Below are 16,968 nucleotides of genomic sequence, written 5' to 3'. Positions count from 1 at the left end.
ATACCTGGATGAGTATAAGGAAAATGGCAGGGGCGGCTGGATTCGAACCAACGCATGGCAGGATCAAAACCTGCTGCCTTACCGCTTGGCGACGCCCCTGTATCTGTTGCTGCGAACGCTTATGCGCTCGACTTCTTGACCAGACTTTGCAGCTTGCGATGCAACATCGAAATATTGCTTCCTTTCGCCACAAACCCTGTTTGGGTCGCTGAAAGAAGGGCCAGAACTTTATCAGCTTCGGCTTTGCTTGGGAAGGCCCCAAACACACAACTTCCAGTGCCGGTTAGTCGAGCCTCAGTGAATTTACCCAGTGAATTCAACGCATTGCGAACTTCTGGGTAACTCTGCTCTACCACCGGTTGGCAGTCATTTCGACTGTTTCCCTCGGGAACGGGGCGCATATTAAGGGGGAGGGAATCACGTGTCAACTGCGGATGTGAAAAAATTTCTACTGTGCTGACAGACACTTGCGGCACCAGCACGACATACCAAGGCTCTTCAGGGTCGACCGGGGTCAACTGTTCGCCCACACCCTGGGCGAACGCCGCATGGCCGCGCACGAATACCGGTACGTCGGCACCCAGGCTCAGGCCCAGTGCGGCCAGGCGGTCTTCGTCCCAGTCCAGTTGCCACAGGTGGGCGAGGGCCAGCAGGGTGGTTGCGGCGTCCGAGCTGCCGCCGCCGATGCCGCCACCCATGGGCAGCACTTTGGTCAGCCAGATATCGGCACCCAATGGGCTGCCGGACTGTTCCTGCAGCTTGCGCGCAGCACGCACGATCAGGTTGCTGTCGTGCGGTACTGCCTCGATCTCGGTGTGCAGGCGGATCACGCCATCGTCACGTACGGCGAAACTCAGTTCGTCGCCATGGTCGAGAAACTGGAATACGGTTTCCAGCTCGTGATAACCATCCGCGCGACGGCCGATGATATGCAGCCACAGGTTGAGCTTGGCCGGGGCGGGCAGGGTCAGCGTGTGCATGAAATCAGTGCCCCAGCTGGCGTGGCTGCCAGTCCTTGACCACCAGGGTCACGTCCAGATTCTTGCCGTGCAGTTTCAGGCGCTCGGGCAACCAATAGCCATTCTGTTCGGTGTAGCTCAGGTACTGCACCTGCCAGCCATCCTGGTCAAGGCTGGCCAGGCGGCTGTCGCCGTCCAGAGTCAGCTTGCTCTTGCTGTCGGGGGCGGGCAGGCCGCGGACCCACCACACCAGGTGCGATACTGGCAGCTGCCAGCCGAGCTGCTCTTCCAGCAGGGCTTCCGGGCTGGTGGCCTCGAAGCGGCCCTGGTTGGCCACTTCGAGCACAACGCCACCGGGGCGGCCGGTCAGTCGTGCGGCACCACGGCCGAGTGGGCCAGCCAGGCGAATGTCGTAATAGTCCTGGCGCTGCAGCCAGAAGAGCGTGCCGCTACCTGAATCGCGCGGCGCGCGGATGCCGACTTTGCCGTTGATCTGCCAGCCATCAAGGCTGCTCAACTGCGCTTTATGGGCGCGCCACTGCTGCGGGTCGCCGTGCCCTTGCAGGGCCTCGCGGCTACCGAAGCCGGCACAGCCAGCCAGCAGGGCGATCAGGGTGAAGGTGATGCAATGGCGCAGGAACATGGCGTTAAAGGGTCTCGGATCCGGTCAGGCGCAAAAGGGTTTTGCGCAGGATGGGGCTGTCGGCCTGGGCTTCGAAGCCCTTGGCCCATACCTGGCGGGCTTCGCGGCGCTTGCCATTAGCCCACAGCACTTCGCCCAGGTGGGCGGCCACTTCGTGGTCGGGGAAGTTGGCAAAGGCTTGGCGCAGGTAGGTTTCAGCCTCGTCGAGGTTGCCCAGACGGTAATTGACCCAGCCCAGGCTGTCGAGTACCGCCGGGTCGTCCGGGGTCAGCTGGTGGGCCTTGTCAATCAGCGCCTTGGCTTCGGTGTAGCGGGTGGTACGGTCGGCCAGGGTGTAGCCCAGGGCGTTCAAGGCCATGGCATTTTCCGGCTCGCGGGCGATGATGGCGCGCAGGTCCTTTTCCAGTTGGCCAAGGTCGTCGCGCTTTTCGGCCAGCATGGCGCGCGTGTACAGCAGGTTGAGGTCGTCCGGGTAGCGCTGGATGGCTTGCTGCAGCACCTGGCTGGCCTGGGCGTCCTTGTTGTTGTTGCTGTAACTTTCCGATTCGATCAGGAACAGCTGGATGGCGTAGTCCGGCTGGGCTTCGCGGGCCTCGGCGAGCAGGCGTGAAGCCTCGGTGCCGCGGCCGTTGGCAATCAGGATGTCGGCCTGGCGCAGCTGCGCCGGCAGGTAATCGGGGCCAGGGCCGACCAGGGCGTACTCGCGCAGGGCGCCAGCGGGGTCGTGGCGTTCTTCGCGGATGCGGCCCAGGTTCAGGTGTGCGGCGTCGACGTTGCTGTCGCGCTCGACCAGCTCCTGCAGGTAGCCTTCGGCTTCATCCCAGTCTTTGTTTTCCAGGCACACCAGGGCCAGTGAGTAACGCAGCTCGTCATCGTCGGGGTATTGCTGGACCAGGCTGAGGAACTCGCCCTTGGCATCGCCGATGCGGTCCTGTTCGACCAGGGTGCGGGCATAGGTCAGGCGCAGGCGCTTGTCATCCGGGTTGTCGCGGATCGCGCCGCGCAGCAGCGGCAGGGCCTCGGGGCCACGGTCCAGGGCCTGAAGCAGGCGGGCGCGCAGCAGGATCGGGGCAATTTCGCCGTTTTGCGTCGGGTGCGATTCGAGCAGCTCCAGCGCCTCTTCAGCCTTGCCGTCCTGGTTCAGCAGCAGTGCCTTGCCGAATATCAGCTGGCCGTTGTCGGGGTATTTCACCAGCAGGCGCTCGAAGCTTTGCAGCAAGCCGTCGCGGGTGCTCTGGTCGGTTTCGGCAGCTGACAAGGCGAGGAAGTCGAAGTGAGTGTCGCCTTGGCCCTGCAGCACTTTTTCCATGTAGGCCATGGCGTCGTCATAACGGCCGGCGCGGGCTAGCTGGATGGCGGCGGCGCGCTGGGCGTCGAGGTTCTGCGGGTCATTGCGGGCCCAGACCAGCGCGTTATCCAGCGCCGGCTCGTCGGCGCCGAGGTATTCGGCAATGCGGTAGGCACGCTCGGAAACCCCGGGGTCCTGGGTTTTTGCTGCCTGGTCGGTGTAGTTGGCCAAGGCGATATCGAAGCGGTTGCGCTGGCCAGCCAGTTCCGCGACCAGCAGGCTGTACAGCGTGTCCTGCTTGAACGAGCCATACACCACGGGCTTTTCCGCCTCGCCCTTGCCGGCTTCGGCGATGGGAGGCTCGGCCTTTTGCGGGGCCAGGTTCTGGCAGCCCTGGAGCAGGGCGAAGGCAAGCAGCAATGCGTATGGTTTGTTCATAGAAGGCTTTAGGAGGACTCACCGGCGGTCGGAGCATGATGACACAAGCGCGGGGGCAAACCCACCTGCGAAGGTATGAAGCTACGCTCAGCACATGCAGACCGCGCAGCGCGCGCTCACGCTCTTGTTTCTGCTTCTGCTTCTGCTTCTAAGCGCGCGATAGTTCAAGCGACGCAGATTGCGACTTCAGGAGGCCGAGCGCTGGGCCCCAGGATGGGGCCTGCAGCGCGGTCCTCCCGGGAGCAAGCCCGGAGCGAGGGGACCCCGGAGCGAAGCGCAGGGGCCGGATGATGGGAGCGGACGGCTTTGGTTACTTTGGCCAAGACCAAAGTAACCCGCCGGAAGGGCGGAAAGGTGACTTGGCGCCACCTGCGCGAACGAATGTCTACACTGTGCTAAGGCCCACATCGCAAGAAGCGAAAAGCGGATCTGGCTGTTTTGGTTCAGCGAACAGTCCATTTGCGATGGCGACGCTGACTCACCTTTTCGCCCTTACGGCGAGTCACTTTTTGTCAAACGCGACAAAAAGTAACCAAAAAACGCTGCGCTCCCATCATCCGGCCCCTGCGCTTCGCTCCGGGGTTCCCTCACTCCGGCCTTGCTCCCGGGAGGACCGCGCTGCAGGCCCCATCCTGGGGCCCAGCGCTTGACGGGCATCCATGCCCGTCACCTCCCTTCGCAAGGCCTGCGTTCGGCCTCCTGAAGTCGCGAAAATCAAAAGCAGATCAAAAGCCAGATCAAAAGCAGATCAAAAGCGGGAGTGATAGCTGAAATCAACGCTCATCCTTGCCCGCGAGCGGCGATAGCCGCAGCGCTATCAGCGCAATAGCGAACGGTGGTTGTTCTAATACCTGTGAAAGAGGACAATTATCGGCTTCCCGTCACAACCAGCGACCTTGCATGGCCTTTCTTGCACTTGGTATCAACCATAAGACTGCCTCGGTAGACGTACGCGAGCGCGTGGCGTTTACCCCAGAGCAGCTGGTAGACGCCCTGCAGCAGCTCTGCCGGCTGACTTCCAGCCGCGAAGCGGCGATCCTGTCGACCTGCAACCGCAGCGAGCTCTATATAGAGCAGGACCACTTGTCTGCCGACGCCGTGCTGCAATGGCTGGCCGACTATCACCGCCTCAGCCTGGACGAGTTGCGCGCCAGTGCCTACGTGCATGAAGAGCATGATGCCGTCAAGCATATGATGCGCGTGGCTTCGGGCCTGGACTCGCTGGTGCTCGGCGAGCCGCAGATCCTCGGCCAGATGAAGTCAGCCTACGCCGTGGCGCGGGAGGCCGGCACCGTCGGCCCGTTGCTCGGGCGCCTGTTCCAGGCCACCTTCAGCGCCGCCAAGCAGGTGCGCACCGACACCGCCATTGGTGAAAACCCGGTATCGGTGGCGTTTGCCGCAGTCAGCCTGGCCAAACAGATTTTCAGCGACCTGGGCCGCAGCCAGGCCTTGTTGATCGGTGCCGGCGAAACCATCACCCTGGTCGCCCGCCACCTGCATGAGCAAGGCGTGCGGCGTATCGTCGTGGCCAACCGTACCCTGGAGCGGGCCAGTACCCTGGCCGAGCAGTTTGGCGCACACGCCGTACTGCTGGCCGACATCCCCCAGGAACTGGCCAACAGCGACATCGTCATCAGTTCCACCGCCAGCCAGTTGCCCATCCTGGGCAAGGGCGCGGTCGAGAGTGCGCTGAAACAGCGCCGGCACAAGCCGATCTTCATGGTCGACATTGCCGTGCCGCGCGACATCGAACCTGAAGTCGGCGAGCTGGACGACGTGTACCTGTACACTGTCGATGACCTGCATGACGTGGTGGCGGAAAACCTCAAGAGCCGCCAGGGCGCAGCCCAGGCGGCTGAAGAACTGGTCTCGGTGGGCGCCGAGGATTTCATGCTGCGCCTGCGTGAACTGGCGGCGGTGGACGTGCTCAAGGCCTACCGCCAGCAGAGCGAGCGCCTGCGTGACGACGAATTGCAAAAGGCCCAGCGCCTGCTGGCCAACGGCGGCAACCCCGAGGACGTACTGGCCCAACTGGCCCGGGGGCTGACCAACAAACTCCTGCATGCGCCCAGCGTGCAGTTGAAAAAGCTCTCGGCCGAGGGCCGCCTTGATGCGCTGGCCATGGCCCAGGAACTCTTTGCCCTCAACGAGGGCTCCACGGACAAATCCCCGCAATGAAAGCGTCGCTGCTGAACAAACTGGATATCCTCCAGGACCGCTTCGAAGAGCTCACCGCACTGCTCGGTGATGCTGAGGTCATTTCCGACCAGACGCGCTTTCGCGCGTATTCCCGTGAATATGCCGAGGTCGAGCCGGTCTACGCTGCTTATAAAGAGTGGTGCAAAGTCCAGGGTGACCTTGAGGGCGCCCAGGCATTGCTCAAGGACAGCGACCCGGACCTGCGTGAAATGGCCGTGGAAGAAGTGCGTGAAGCCAAGGAACAGCTGCTGACGCTGGAGGCGAAGCTGCAACGCATGCTGCTGCCCAAAGACCCCAACGACGGCCGCAACGTGTTCCTCGAAATTCGCGCCGGTACGGGTGGCGACGAGGCGGCCATCTTCTCTGGCGACCTGTTCCGCATGTATTCGCGCTACGCCGAAAAACGCGGCTGGCGCCTGGAGATCTTGTCCGAGAACGAAGGCGAGCACGGCGGCTACAAGGAAATCATCGCCCGTGTCGAGGGTGAGCACGTGTACGGCAAGCTCAAGTTCGAGTCTGGCGCACACCGTGTTCAGCGCGTGCCGGAAACCGAATCCCAAGGCCGCGTGCACACCTCCGCCTGCACCGTGGCGGTGCTGCCCGAGCCGGACGAACAAGCAGCCATCGAAATCAACCCGGCCGATCTGCGCGTGGACACCTACCGTGCATCGGGCGCGGGTGGTCAGCACGTGAACAAGACCGACTCGGCGATCCGTATTACCCACTTGCCCACCGGTATCGTGGTCGAGTGCCAGGAAGAGCGTTCGCAGCACAAGAACCGCGCCCGTGCCATGTCCTGGCTGTCGGCCAAGCTCAACGACATGCAGACCAGCGCAGCACAGAATGCCATTGCCAGCGAGCGCAAACTGCTGGTGGGGTCCGGTGACCGTTCCGAGCGCATCCGCACCTACAATTATCCACAGGGTCGGGTAACCGATCACCGTATTAACCTGACCTTGTACTCGCTGGACGACATCCTCAGCGGTGGCGTGGACGCAGTGATCGAACCGCTGCTGGCCGAATACCAGGCCGATCAACTGGCTGCCCTGGGGGACTGATGACCATCATCGCCAGCTTGCTGCGCAACGCGCAGTTGCCCGAGTCGCCCACCGAGCGGCTGGATGCCGAATTGCTGCTGGCTGCTGCCATCGGCAAGTCGCGCAGCTACCTGCACACCTGGCCCGAGCGAATCGTCAGCAGCGAGGATGCCCAGACTTACGCCGGTTACCTTCAGCGCCGCCGTGGCGGCGAGCCGGTCGCTTACATCCTCGGGCAGCAGGGCTTCTGGACGATCGACCTGGAAGTGGCACCGCATACCCTGATCCCGCGGCCGGATACCGAGCTGTTGGTCGAGACTGCCCTTGAGCTGCAACCCGCCTCGCCGGCCAAGGTCCTTGACCTGGGCACCGGTACCGGTGCGATTGCCCTGGCCCTGGCCAGCGATCGCCCGGCCTGGCAGCTGACTGCAGTTGACCGGGTGGAAGAAGCCGCTGCCCTGGCCGAGCGCAACCGCCAACGTTTGGGTCTGAGCAACGCGCAGGTGCGGGTAAGCCACTGGTTCGACAGCCTGGCCGGCGAGCGTTTCGACCTGATTGTCAGCAACCCCCCCTATATTGCCGCCGCAGACCCACACCTGGTGGCCGGTGACGTGCGCTTCGAGCCCAGCAGTGCACTGGTGGCCGGTGCCGATGGCCTGGACGACCTGCGCGTGATCGTTGCCCAGGCCCCCGCGCACCTGTTGCCCGGTGGCTGGTTGCTGTTGGAACATGGCTACGACCAGGCAGCGGCGGTACGCGCTTTGCTGGCTGAGCAAGGCTTTATCGAGGTCGCCAGCCGAACGGACCTGGGCGGCCATGAACGCATTACCCTGGGGCGCCTGCCATGCTGAGTGATCAGGAACTTCTGCGTTACAGCCGGCAGGTATTGCTGGCCCAGATCGACATCGACGGCCAGTTACGGCTCAAGCAGAGCAAGGCACTGATTGTCGGCCTTGGCGGCCTGGGCTCCCCGGTGGCACTGTACCTGGCTGCCGCCGGGGTGGGTGAGCTGCACCTGGCCGACTTCGACACCGTCGACCTGACCAACCTGCAACGCCAGGTGATTCACGACAGTGCCAGCGTCGGCATGAGCAAGGTCGATTCGGCCTTGCAGCGCTTGCAGGCAATAAACCCGGAGATCGGTCTGGTTGCCCATCGCCAAGCCCTGGACGAAGATTCGCTGGCTGCCGCTGTGGCGGCAGTCGACTTGGTGCTGGACTGCTCCGACAATTTCGCTACTCGTGAAGCGGTCAACGCGGCCTGTATGGCTGCTGGCAAACCACTGGTGAGCGGCGCGGCGATCCGCCTTGAAGGGCAGTTGTCGGTGTTTGACCCTCGGCGCGACTACAGCCCCTGCTACCACTGTCTGTACGGGCATGGCAGTGACGATGAACTGACCTGCAGCGAAGCTGGCGTGATCGGCCCGCTGGTGGGTTTGGTGGGCAGCCTGCAAGCGCTGGAGGCAATGAAGCTGCTGGCCGGCTTCGGCGAACCGCTGGTGGGTCGTCTGCTGTTGATCGATGCTCTCGGCACCCGTATCCGTGAGCTGCGCGTCAAGCGCGACCCGGCTTGCGCAGTTTGCGGCAAGCGCGATGGCTGAGCGTTCGGCGCCGGTCGGCGTGATGGACTCGGGGGTCGGCGGTTTGTCGGTACTCGCCGAAATCCAGCGCCTGCTGCCCAACGAGACGCTGCTGTATGTGGCCGACTGCGGCCATGTGCCTTACGGTGAGAAGTCGCCGGACTATATACGCGAGCGCTGCCGGCATATTGCCGGGTTCTTCCAGGCACAAGGCGCCAAAGCCATGGTCCTGGCCTGTAACACCGCCACGGTGGCGGCGGTGGCTGACTTGCGCGAGCTGTACCCGACTTGGCCGCTGGTGGGCATGGAGCCGGCCGTGAAGCCTGCTGCTGCCGCCACCCGCTCGGGCGTGGTCGGTGTACTGGCAACTACCGGTACCTTGCAAAGTGCCAAGTTTGCAGCGCTGCTGGACCGCTTCGCCAATGACGTCCAGGTGATTACTCAGCCATGCCCTGGGCTGGTCGAGCTGATCGAGACCGGTGACCTGGCCAGCCCGGCGCTTCGCCAGATGCTGCTTGGCTATGTGCAGCCGTTGCTGGCCGCCGGCTGCGATACGCTGATCCTCGGTTGCACGCATTACCCCTTCTTGCGCCCGTTACTGGCCGACCTGGTGCCAGCGGACGTGGCGATCATCGACACCGGCGCCGCTGTGGCGCGTCAACTGCAAAGGCTGCTGGGTGCCAATGACCTGTTAGCCGAAGGCCCGGCCGGCGACACCCGCTTCTGGACCAGCGCTGACCCAGAATTCCTCCGAAAAATCCTGCCTGTGCTGTGGCATAAGTCCGACGATGTGCAAAGCTTTGCGTTGTGAAAAAAACGTGAAAAACAGCTGAACTATCGTTCCACTTCTGCTTTCTACCGCTTGCCTGATTGAGGCGGACACTAATAACAGCATCAGGAAGAAGGATGTTTCTCATGAGGAAACTGCTCGGCTTGGCGGCGGCTGCCGCCTTTACTTTGGGTCAAGCAATGTCGGCACAGGCTGCCGACATTTCGGTTTCGGTGGGGCAGACCGGTGACTCGACCATGGTCTACCGGCTAGGGCTGCAATCGAACTGGGACGCAAGCTGGTGGCAGACCAGTGTTGGTCGGCTGACCGGATATTGGGATGGGGCCTATACGTATTGGGACGGCGACGAGACGGCGAGCAACCATAGCTTGTCGTTCGCGCCAGTGTTCGTTTACGAATTTGCCGGGGAGTCGGTGAAGCCCTACATCGAAGCGGGGATCGGTGTAGCCGCGTTCTCCAGCACCGAGCTGGAAAGCAACGAGCTGGGCTCGGCATTCCAGTTCGAGGACCGCATCGGCTTTGGTTTGCGCTTTGCAGGGGGGCATGAGATCGGGGTGCGGGCGATCCATTATTCCAATGCGGGCATCAAAGAGCCTAACGATGGTGTGGAGAGCTATAGCTTGCACTACCGCATGGCGCTCTGAGTTCACCTGCACAGGCCTTTTCGCGGGTGAACCCGCTCCCACAGGGAATGCACGATCCTCAAAGGGTGTGCGTTCTGTGGGGGCGGGGCTAACGCCGATTTCAGGGGCTTAGCGCGTCAACGGCCATAGGCTGCTGAGTTCCAGCGCCTCCAGAACCAGTTCCGGTTCAGCTTGCGGCCACCGACGCAACAACGCTTCAGCAACGCTCTGTGGCGTCCATTGCTCCGGTATCGCCTGCGCCGACGTCACCGCTACCTTGAGCGACTGTGGCCCTACTATGGTCAGGCCTACCCCTTGAGCTTTCAAGGCCTGGCGCTGCTCACGCATCCACTGCGGCAGGTTGTTCCAGCCTGCAGTTACCTGCGTCGGGGCATACAATTGCAATGCCGAATAGCGGTTGAACACTGCCAACACCTGCGGTGAATCCCCCTTGGCCAGCAGGGGCAAGGCATGGCCAAGGCACTGCTCAGCCGCCAGCTGGTTGCTTGTGACGATCGCCTCGAACAGGTCGCTGTCCGCTACGTCGTCTGGCAGATAATCGCTGGTACCGGCATTGATGATCAGACCATCCAGCGAGCACCAGGCATGGCCTATCTGCTGGCAGGCATCCGCTGCATTTGGCTCGGCATGCAACTGCCAGGGCAGGCGCAAGAAACGCCGACCATGTTGTGCTGCCAATCTTTCCAGTTCATCGCTTTCCTTCGTACTGGCGGCAACGCGGTGGCCCTGTTCGAGCAAGCGTTCCACCAAAGCCAGACCTAGCCCATTGCTGGCGCCCGTAACCCAAAAACTGCGTGAGTTAGTCAAGACGTTGTCCTCTAATCCTGCCGGCGGGGAAGGCCCTTGAAAGCTTCTATTGCACGCTGGCGACTGCTGCTGAGATCGACCATAGGACTGTGATACAAATTAGTAGCAAATAGATCCCTGGATTTCATCGGTTCATGGATATTTTTCTCATCTATGTCACGTAGGTCCGGCAGCCAGTGCCGAATGAAATGCCCCTGAGGGTCGAAACGCTGAGACTGTGAAATCGGGTTGAAGATACGGAAGTAGGGCACTGCGTCCGTTCCGGTGGACGCGCTCCACTGCCAGCCGCCATTGTTGGCCGCCAGGTCACCGTCTATCAAGTGGCGCATGAAGTGCCGCTCGCCCTTGCGCCAGTCGATCAGCAGGTTCTTGCTGAGGAACATGGCCACGATCATGCGCAGCCGATTATGCATCCATCCGGTGTGGAGCAACTGGCGCATGGCGGCGTCGATGATCGGGAAACCCGTACGGCCCTGTTCCCAGGCTTCAAGGTCGGCCGGTGCATCACGCCAGGGCAGGGCTTCGGTCTGGGCGCGGAAGGCACGGTGTCGCGAGACCTGAGGGTAACCGCACAGGATGTGCTTGTAGAACTCGCGCCAGAGCAGCTCGTTGATCCAGGTCTGCACGCCCGTACTGCCACTGTCGAATTCGCCCCGGTTGCTGGCCAGTGCACCGTGCAGGCACTGGCGAGGCGATATCACGCCGGCGGCCAGGTAAGTCGAAAGCTGGCTGGTACCAGGTTTGGCAGGCAGGTCACGCAGTTGCTGGTAGTCATCAATGGCTTCGTCGAGAAAGCGGGACAGCCGCCCCTGCGCCTGCGCTTCACCCGCTGGCCAGTGTTCACGCAGAGCGCGGGCGGGTGTTTCAAAACCGTCCACGTGTTGCGGAACAGGGTCGGCAGGGATGTGCAGCGGTGCCTGCCGCTTAACCCGGTGGGCCAACGCGGGCAGGCTGCGATGCAGGTGCTCCAGGCAGGTTTTCTTGAACTGGCTGAAAACCTGAAAATAATCGCCACTGCGGGTGAGGATGGTGCCCGGGCGGAACAACAGCTGGTCGAGGTGGCTGTGTGCCTGAATGCCCGACTTTTCTAGCAGGGCGCGGGTGGCATCATCGCGGCGCTGCTCGTTGATGCCGTACTCTTCGTTCCAGTGAACGCTTGCCACCTGATGTTGGCGGCATACCTCCAGCACGGCTTGTGGTGCCTGCTCCCAGGTGTCTATCTTGCGGATCAGCAGGGGGATATTCAGGCCTTCCAGCGATTGGCGCAGGTCGCGCAGGCTGCGCAGCCAGAAATCGACTTTGCAGGCGGCGTCATCATGGGCCTGCCATTGCCCGGGGCTGATCAGCCACAGGGCGATGGTGGGCCCGCGCTCGGTGGCGGCGCTGAGCGCGGTGTTGTCATCGATGCGCAGGTCACTGCGCAGCCAGGTCAGGTGCATGGGGCATTCATCTCTACAGGCAGGCGGTCATGGGCTTGAAGCAAGCTCAATGCCACTTGCGGGGTGTCGAACAGGGCGAGGTTGGGCAACTTGAGGGCACGCAGCTGCGCTTCATGCAGCAACAGCGTCGGGCCGCCGGCCAGGATTGGCATGGGCAGGTTGTGCAGGGTGCGTTGCAGTGCCTTGCCATCGATGCGGGGCCCCAGGTGCAGAAGTACGGCGCGGGGGCTGAGCGTGCTGACGGCGCGTTGAAGGTGCGGGCCGGCAACGGGGCGCTCCAGCACCTCGACCGGGAACCCGTTGCTGGTGAACAGCCAGGCGCAAAGCCATAAACCGGGGCTGAAGACACGTTCACTGTCTTCCACCAGCAACACCGCAGGGCCCTGCAGCAGCTGGTTGTCATGGTAGACGCGGGCACCTAGCTTGCTGCGTAGCCAACTGTGGAAAAACGCCTGTTCCAGCTGCGCATTGAAGTAACTACGCCAGCGCAGGTCGAGGAGGTCGAGCAGCGGCAGCAGCAGTTGTTCGCACAGGGTAACGGCCGGGTACAGGGCCATGGCCTGGTTGAGCTGCTGGTCAAGGGCGCGCTGGGACAGGTTGGCAATGGCCTCGACCAGCTGGAATTGTCGGGCCTGCCAGTCACCTTTGGGCGGTGTGCCGGAGGGTTTGTCCAGCAGCTCGCGTACCTGGCCGACCGATGCTCCACGCTGCAGCCAGCCAAGGATTGCCTCGACCCGTTCCACCTGATCCAGCGGATACAGGCGATGCCCCTTGGCGGTGCGCTGCGGCTTGAGCAGGCCATACCGGCGCTCCCAGGCGCGCAGGGTGACCGGATTCACGCCAGTGCGACGGGCAAGTTCGCCGATGGGCAGCAAGGTTTCAGACTGCATTGCGCAAGCCCAGACTTTCCGGGTGCGGCTGCAGGTAGGCCTGTTGCAGCAGGTACGGGTCTGGATGCTTGCGCAAATGGTGCTTGAGCAGGGTCAGCGGTACCACCAGCGGCACCACGCCTTGCTGGTACTGGCTGATGATTGTCTGCAGCTCGGCTTTGTCTTGCTGCGTGAGGTTGTCCTTGAAATAGCCGCTGATGTGCTGCAGCACATTGCAATGGGTGCCGCGGCTGGCACAGCGTCTCAGGGCCTGCATCAGCTGGCTGAAGTAGCGTGGGCCGATGGTTTGTGGGTCGTCATCCTTGCTCATGCTGCCGAGCAGGCGGCCCAAGGTGCGGTAGGCCTGGGGGTTGTTGGCCATCACCAGGTATTTGTAACGCGAATGAAAGCGCACCAGGCTTCCACGGCTAAGGCCCTCGGCCAGCAGGCGCTGCCAGTCGGCGTAGGCGTACACGCGGCTGATGAAGTTCTCGCGCAGCACCGGGTCATGCAGGCGACCTTCTTCTTCCACAGGCAGGTCCGGGCGTCTTGCGCAGAACGCTTGGGCATACACGCCGCGCCCCCCCTGGATGGCCGGGTGGCCATTGTCCTGATACACCTTGACCCGCTCCAGGCCGCAAGAGGGCGATTTCTGCATGAAAATATAGCCGCAGATGCTGTCGAGCTCGGCGGCCATCTGCTCGCCATAGTTGCGTAGCGGGCCGGTCAGGTCCATGCCTGGGTTACGGGTACCGACCACTTCCGGTCGTTCGGGATTGCCGACGAGGCGGATCGGGTCGCGCGGTATGCCCAGGCCGATGGCAACTTCCGGGCACACCGGCAGCCAGTCGAAATGGGCGTCCAGTTGCGTACGGCACAGGTCTGAGGCCTTATGGCCGCCGTTGTAACGCACGCTGTGCCCGGTCAGGCAGGCGCTGATGGCGATACGCGGCTTGCTGTGGGCTGAAGTGTCGTGCATGGCTGTCTCCCGTAAACCTGTACGAGTCTAAAATCTTGTACAGGTTTATTCCAGCACAGCCCGGAAGTTATGCAAACTAGAATTTGTGTATGGCGCTAAATCATTCCAGGTGTTCGAGCAGTCTGCGCGCCGCTTCCTGGCCGCTGAGCCACGCGCCTTCGACTCGCCCGGACAGGCACCAGTCGCCGCAGGCATACAGGCCTTGGTCAGCATCGGCCAGTGCGCCCCACTCGTGATTGCTGCTGGGGCGCGCATAGAGCCAGCGGTGGGCCAGGGCGAAGTTAGGCGCCGGCACCACGCAGCCGACCAGCTCGGCAAACTCGCCCCACAGCTGTTCGATCACTTCTTCCTTGGGCAGGTCGATGTGCTGCCGGCTCCAGTCAGACGTGGCGTGCAGCACCCAGGTATCGAGTTGCTCATCGCGGCCGGGCTTGCTGCGGTTACGGGCCAGCCAGTCAAGCGGGTTGTCCTGCACGAAGCAGCCTTGCATCGGGGTGTCCAAAGGTGTCTGGAAGGCCAGGGCGACCGCCCACACAGGTTCCATTTGCACGCCCGCAGCCACCGCGGCAAGTTTTGGGGTGGAGGCCAGAAGTGGCGTGGCCTGCGGTGCCGGCACGGCAATCACCACCCGGCTGTAAGGGCCATGGCTGCAGCCTTCGGTGTCTTGCAGGTGCCAGTATTGCTTGCCACGGAACACCTCGGCGATACGGCAGCCGAAGTTCACCGTCACATCCTTGAGCAGGCCACGGGTAATGGCGCTCATGCGTGGCACGCCTACCCAGCGGGTCTGTTCGTCAGGGGAGGGAGTGAGCTCGCCATCACGGTAGTCGTACAGCTGTGGCTTCCACTGCTCGGCCCAGCCGGCGGCAACCCACTGTTGCACCTGCTCGACGAAGCGCCGGTCCCGGGCAGTGAAGTACTGGGCGCCGAGGTCCAGCGCGCCGGCCTCGCTGCGCTTGCTGGCCATGCGCCCGCCACTGCCGTGGCCTTTGTCGAACAGATGCACGGATTGCCCGGCCTTTTGTAGGGCCTGGGCGGCTGACAAGCCGGCGATACCGGCCCCGATGATGGCAATAGGTACTGTCATGATGGCCTCTTCAAACCTTGCTGTTAGCAGACTACGCTGTCAGGCAAACCTGTACAATCCAGAAATTCTGTATAAGGTTATACCGCTTTGGCGGTCAGGTTGGCCTATGTTTATCCGAGAGCGTCGGGTCAAAAAAGTGCCTTGATGTTAAAAATAGACCACCGCCGCATTCTGCGAGGACACAGCCATGCATATATTGCTGACAGGCGGCACCGGGTTGATTGGCAAGCATCTTTGCCAGTACTGGCTTGGCCAGGGGCACCGGCTTACGGTTTGGAGCCGGCGACCTGAACAGGTGGCGAAAATATGTGGCAGTGGCGTGCGTGGCATCGCCCGGCTGGAGCAACTGGAGGCGGACGATCACCTTGATGCGGTGGTCAACCTGGCCGGTGCGCCGATTGCCGATCGGCCCTGGACGGCTGCCCGGCGCAACCTGCTGTGGGCTAGCCGGGTCACCCTGACCGAGCAATTACTGACCTGGTTGGGCACCCGTGAGCAACGCCCGGACGTGCTGATCTCCGGGTCTGCGGTGGGCTGGTACGGTGACGGTGGCGAACGCGAGCTGACCGAGGCTTCGCCACCGGTACGCGAAGATTTCGCCAGCCAGTTGTGCATTGCCTGGGAAGAAACGGCCCAGCGCTCCCTGGCACAGGGGATCCGCGTGGTGCTGGTGCGCACCGGGCTGGTGCTGGCCAGCGATGGCGGCTTTTTGTCGCGCCTGCGCGTGCCCTTCAAGCTGGGGCTGGGCGGGCCATTGGGTGATGGGCGGCAATGGATGCCGTGGGTCCATATAGACGATCAGGTCGCCCTGATTGATTTTCTCTTGCAGCAAAAGGATGCCAGCGGTCCTTATAATGCCTGCGCCCCGGAGCCGGTGCGTAACCGTGAGTTCGCCAGGCGCCTGGGCCGGGCCCTGCATCGGCCGGCGCTGCTGCCGGTGCCGTCATTGTTGCTCAAGGCTGGCCTGGGGGAGATGTCGACCTTGCTGCTGGGCGGCCAGCGGGCACGCCCGGTACGCTTGCTGGCGGCTGGCTTCACCTTCCGTTTCAACGATCTGCAATCGGCCCTGGACGACCTGTCCAGCCGCCTCTGACATAGGACGCTGCATGACCGATCACGCCCTGCTGCTGGTCAACCTGGGTTCTCCGGCATCCACCTCGGTTGCCGATGTGCGCCGCTACCTCAACCAGTTTCTGATGGACCCGTATGTTGTCGACCTGCCCTGGCCGGTGCGGCGCTTGCTGGTGTCGCTGATACTGCTCAAACGCCCGGAGCAGTCGGCGCATGCCTACGGCTCGATCTGGTGGGAGGAAGGCTCGCCGCTGGTGGTGCTGACCCGCCGTTTACAGTCCGCAATGGTCGAGCACTGGCCCCATGGCCCGGTGGAGATTGCCATGCGCTATGGCCAGCCAGCCTTGCCCGAAGTGCTGGAACGCCTGGCAGCTCAAGGCGTGCGCAAGGTGACCTTGGCACCGCTTTATCCACAGTTTGCCGACAGTACCGTGACCACTGTGGTCGAGCTGGCCAAACAGGTGGTCAACGAACGCCAGCTGCCGCTGCAGATGCGCGTGCTGCAGCCGTTCTACGAGCACCCTGAATACATCGAGGCGCTGGCTGCCAGCGCCCGGCCTTACCTGGAACAGGATTACGACCACCTGTTGCTGAGCTTCCATGGCTTGCCCGAGCGGCACTTGAAGAAGCTGTTTCCGAAGGGCAGCAAGCACGACCTGCGTACCGCCGATTGCTGTCACGGTGCATCCGCCGAGGTGCGTGCGGTGTGTTACCGCGGGCAATGCCTGGCTACGGCCAAAGCCTTTGCGCAGAGCATGGGCATACCGGATGGCAAATGGTCGGTATCGTTCCAGTCACGGCTGGGTCGGGACAAGTGGATCGAACCGTACACCGAGACGCGGCTGGATGAGCTGGCCAAGGCCGGTGTGAAAAAGTTGCTGGTGATGTGCCCGGCGTTCGTGGCCGATTGCATCGAGACGCTGGAAGAAATCGGTATGCGGGGCAGCGAACAGTTCGTCGAGGCTGGCGGGCGGGAGCTGGTGCTGGTGCCATGCCTGAATGATCACCCGGAGTGGGTGAGGGTGCTGGCGCAGATGTGCGAAAAGGCCTGACATTGCGGCTGCCTGTACCGGCCCTGTCGCCGGCAAGCCCGCTCCCACAGGAGCAACACAGTATCTGAAGCCTGTGGTGTACCTGTG

16 protein-coding genes and 1 tRNA gene are annotated in these 16,968 nt (G+C 62.7%); 8 read left to right on the top strand and 9 right to left on the bottom strand.

Annotated features, from left to right (window positions below; all coding sequences use genetic code 11):
* Nucleotides 1-24 precede the first annotated feature (24 nt).
* The 4 genes from CKW35_RS10650 to CKW35_RS10635 form a co-directional block, all read right to left on the bottom strand.
* Nucleotides 25-99: transfer RNA gene (locus CKW35_RS10650), tRNA-Gln, on the bottom strand.
* 20 nt (nucleotides 100-119) lie between these two features.
* Nucleotides 120-980: a 4-(cytidine 5'-diphospho)-2-C-methyl-D-erythritol kinase gene (ispE, locus tag CKW35_RS10645; RefSeq protein WP_016484862.1), complete on the bottom strand. Its 861-nt coding sequence runs from the start codon at nucleotides 978-980 to the stop codon at nucleotides 120-122.
* Between the two features lie 4 nt (nucleotides 981-984).
* Complete coding sequence (gene lolB, locus CKW35_RS10640; RefSeq protein WP_016484863.1) at nucleotides 985-1,602, bottom strand: lipoprotein insertase outer membrane protein LolB; 618 nt, start codon at nucleotides 1,600-1,602, stop codon at nucleotides 985-987.
* Nucleotides 1,603-1,606: 4 nt separating this feature from the next.
* Nucleotides 1,607-3,328, bottom strand: coding sequence for a tetratricopeptide repeat protein (locus tag CKW35_RS10635; RefSeq protein WP_016484864.1), 1,722 nt, complete (start codon nucleotides 3,326-3,328; stop codon nucleotides 1,607-1,609).
* Between the two features lie 900 nt (nucleotides 3,329-4,228).
* Here CKW35_RS10635 and hemA point away from each other — a divergent pair.
* The 6 genes from hemA (at nucleotide 4,229) to CKW35_RS10605 (ending at nucleotide 9,577) form a co-directional block, all read left to right on the top strand.
* Nucleotides 4,229-5,506: a glutamyl-tRNA reductase gene (hemA, locus tag CKW35_RS10630; protein WP_016484866.1), complete on the top strand. Its 1,278-nt coding sequence runs from the start codon at nucleotides 4,229-4,231 to the stop codon at nucleotides 5,504-5,506.
* Complete coding sequence (prfA, locus tag CKW35_RS10625; RefSeq protein WP_016484867.1) at nucleotides 5,503-6,585, top strand: peptide chain release factor 1; 1,083 nt, start codon at nucleotides 5,503-5,505, stop codon at nucleotides 6,583-6,585. Before hemA ends, prfA begins: the two co-directional genes overlap by 4 nt.
* Nucleotides 6,585-7,415: a peptide chain release factor N(5)-glutamine methyltransferase gene (gene prmC / locus CKW35_RS10620; RefSeq protein WP_016484868.1), complete on the top strand. Its 831-nt coding sequence runs from the start codon at nucleotides 6,585-6,587 to the stop codon at nucleotides 7,413-7,415. The genes prfA and prmC overlap by 1 nt, the downstream gene beginning before the upstream one ends.
* Nucleotides 7,409-8,164 (top strand): molybdopterin-synthase adenylyltransferase MoeB, encoded by a 756-nt coding sequence (locus CKW35_RS10615; RefSeq protein WP_016484869.1) that lies wholly within the window; start codon nucleotides 7,409-7,411, stop codon nucleotides 8,162-8,164. Before prmC ends, CKW35_RS10615 begins: the two co-directional genes overlap by 7 nt.
* Complete coding sequence (murI, locus tag CKW35_RS10610; RefSeq protein WP_016484870.1) at nucleotides 8,157-8,954, top strand: glutamate racemase; 798 nt, start codon at nucleotides 8,157-8,159, stop codon at nucleotides 8,952-8,954. Before CKW35_RS10615 ends, murI begins: the two co-directional genes overlap by 8 nt.
* A 104-nt stretch (nucleotides 8,955-9,058) precedes the next feature.
* Complete coding sequence (locus CKW35_RS10605) at nucleotides 9,059-9,577, top strand: acyloxyacyl hydrolase (protein WP_024717663.1); 519 nt, start codon at nucleotides 9,059-9,061, stop codon at nucleotides 9,575-9,577.
* A 108-nt stretch (nucleotides 9,578-9,685) separates the two neighbouring features.
* Here the strand turns inward: CKW35_RS10605 and CKW35_RS10600 are convergent, their stop codons facing one another.
* From CKW35_RS10600 to CKW35_RS10580, 5 genes are all read right to left on the bottom strand, one after another.
* A complete protein-coding gene (locus tag CKW35_RS10600; RefSeq protein ID WP_023047683.1) occupies nucleotides 9,686-10,384 on the bottom strand; it encodes an SDR family oxidoreductase in 699 nt (232 codons plus the stop codon).
* An 11-nt stretch (nucleotides 10,385-10,395) separates the two neighbouring features.
* The gene (phrB, locus tag CKW35_RS10595) at nucleotides 10,396-11,823 is read right to left on the bottom strand and encodes a deoxyribodipyrimidine photo-lyase (protein ID WP_095115858.1); all 1,428 of its coding nucleotides are present in this window, start codon (nucleotides 11,821-11,823) and stop codon (nucleotides 10,396-10,398) included.
* Nucleotides 11,814-12,713, bottom strand: a complete 900-nt coding sequence (locus tag CKW35_RS10590; protein WP_095115856.1) for a MerR family transcriptional regulator — start codon at nucleotides 12,711-12,713, stop codon at nucleotides 11,814-11,816. Before CKW35_RS10590 ends, phrB begins: the two co-directional genes overlap by 10 nt.
* Nucleotides 12,703-13,671 (bottom strand): DUF523 and DUF1722 domain-containing protein, encoded by a 969-nt coding sequence (locus CKW35_RS10585; RefSeq protein WP_016484875.1) that lies wholly within the window; start codon nucleotides 13,669-13,671, stop codon nucleotides 12,703-12,705. Before CKW35_RS10585 ends, CKW35_RS10590 begins: the two co-directional genes overlap by 11 nt.
* A 100-nt stretch (nucleotides 13,672-13,771) precedes the next feature.
* A complete protein-coding gene (locus tag CKW35_RS10580; protein WP_095115855.1) occupies nucleotides 13,772-14,758 on the bottom strand; it encodes an NAD(P)/FAD-dependent oxidoreductase in 987 nt (328 codons plus the stop codon).
* Nucleotides 14,759-14,945: 187 nt separating this feature from the next.
* Here CKW35_RS10580 and CKW35_RS10575 point away from each other — a divergent pair, with 187 nt between their 5' ends.
* A complete protein-coding gene (locus CKW35_RS10575; RefSeq protein WP_016484877.1) occupies nucleotides 14,946-15,851 on the top strand; it encodes a TIGR01777 family oxidoreductase in 906 nt (301 codons plus the stop codon).
* 13 nt (nucleotides 15,852-15,864) lie between these two features.
* Nucleotides 15,865-16,881 (top strand): ferrochelatase, encoded by a 1,017-nt coding sequence (gene hemH / locus CKW35_RS10570; RefSeq protein ID WP_016484878.1) that lies wholly within the window; start codon nucleotides 15,865-15,867, stop codon nucleotides 16,879-16,881.
* Nucleotides 16,882-16,968 lie beyond the last annotated feature (87 nt).

This window comes from Pseudomonas sp. Irchel 3F3, assembly GCF_900187545.1.
Classification (GTDB): Bacteria; Pseudomonadota; Gammaproteobacteria; order Pseudomonadales; family Pseudomonadaceae; genus Aquipseudomonas; species Aquipseudomonas fortuita.
This window is presented reverse-complemented; position numbering and strand designations above follow the sequence as displayed.

Bases quoted from the DNA above. Each gene is read 5' to 3' on its own strand.
- CKW35_RS10615 (WP_016484869.1), top strand. From the start codon at position 7,409: ATGCTGAGTGATCAGGAACTTCTGCGTTACAGCCGGCAGGTATTGCTG.
- CKW35_RS10580 (WP_095115855.1), bottom strand. From the start codon at position 14,758: ATGACAGTACCTATTGCCATCATCGGGGCCGGTATCGCCGGCTTGTCA.
- CKW35_RS10590 (WP_095115856.1), bottom strand. From the start codon at position 12,713: ATGCAGTCTGAAACCTTGCTGCCCATCGGCGAACTTGCCCGTCGCACT.
- CKW35_RS10575 (WP_016484877.1), top strand. From the start codon at position 14,946: ATGCATATATTGCTGACAGGCGGCACCGGGTTGATTGGCAAGCATCTT.
- murI (WP_016484870.1), top strand. From the start codon at position 8,157: ATGGCTGAGCGTTCGGCGCCGGTCGGCGTGATGGACTCGGGGGTCGGC.
- CKW35_RS10585 (WP_016484875.1), bottom strand. From the start codon at position 13,671: ATGCACGACACTTCAGCCCACAGCAAGCCGCGTATCGCCATCAGCGCC.
- prfA (WP_016484867.1), top strand. From the start codon at position 5,503: ATGAAAGCGTCGCTGCTGAACAAACTGGATATCCTCCAGGACCGCTTC.
- prmC (WP_016484868.1), top strand. From the start codon at position 6,585: ATGACCATCATCGCCAGCTTGCTGCGCAACGCGCAGTTGCCCGAGTCG.
- lolB (WP_016484863.1), bottom strand. From the start codon at position 1,602: ATGTTCCTGCGCCATTGCATCACCTTCACCCTGATCGCCCTGCTGGCT.
- CKW35_RS10635 (WP_016484864.1), bottom strand. From the start codon at position 3,328: ATGAACAAACCATACGCATTGCTGCTTGCCTTCGCCCTGCTCCAGGGC.
- ispE (WP_016484862.1), bottom strand. From the start codon at position 980: ATGCACACGCTGACCCTGCCCGCCCCGGCCAAGCTCAACCTGTGGCTG.
- hemH (WP_016484878.1), top strand. From the start codon at position 15,865: ATGACCGATCACGCCCTGCTGCTGGTCAACCTGGGTTCTCCGGCATCC.
- phrB (WP_095115858.1), bottom strand. From the start codon at position 11,823: ATGCACCTGACCTGGCTGCGCAGTGACCTGCGCATCGATGACAACACC.
- CKW35_RS10605 (WP_024717663.1), top strand. From the start codon at position 9,059: ATGAGGAAACTGCTCGGCTTGGCGGCGGCTGCCGCCTTTACTTTGGGT.
- hemA (WP_016484866.1), top strand. From the start codon at position 4,229: ATGGCCTTTCTTGCACTTGGTATCAACCATAAGACTGCCTCGGTAGAC.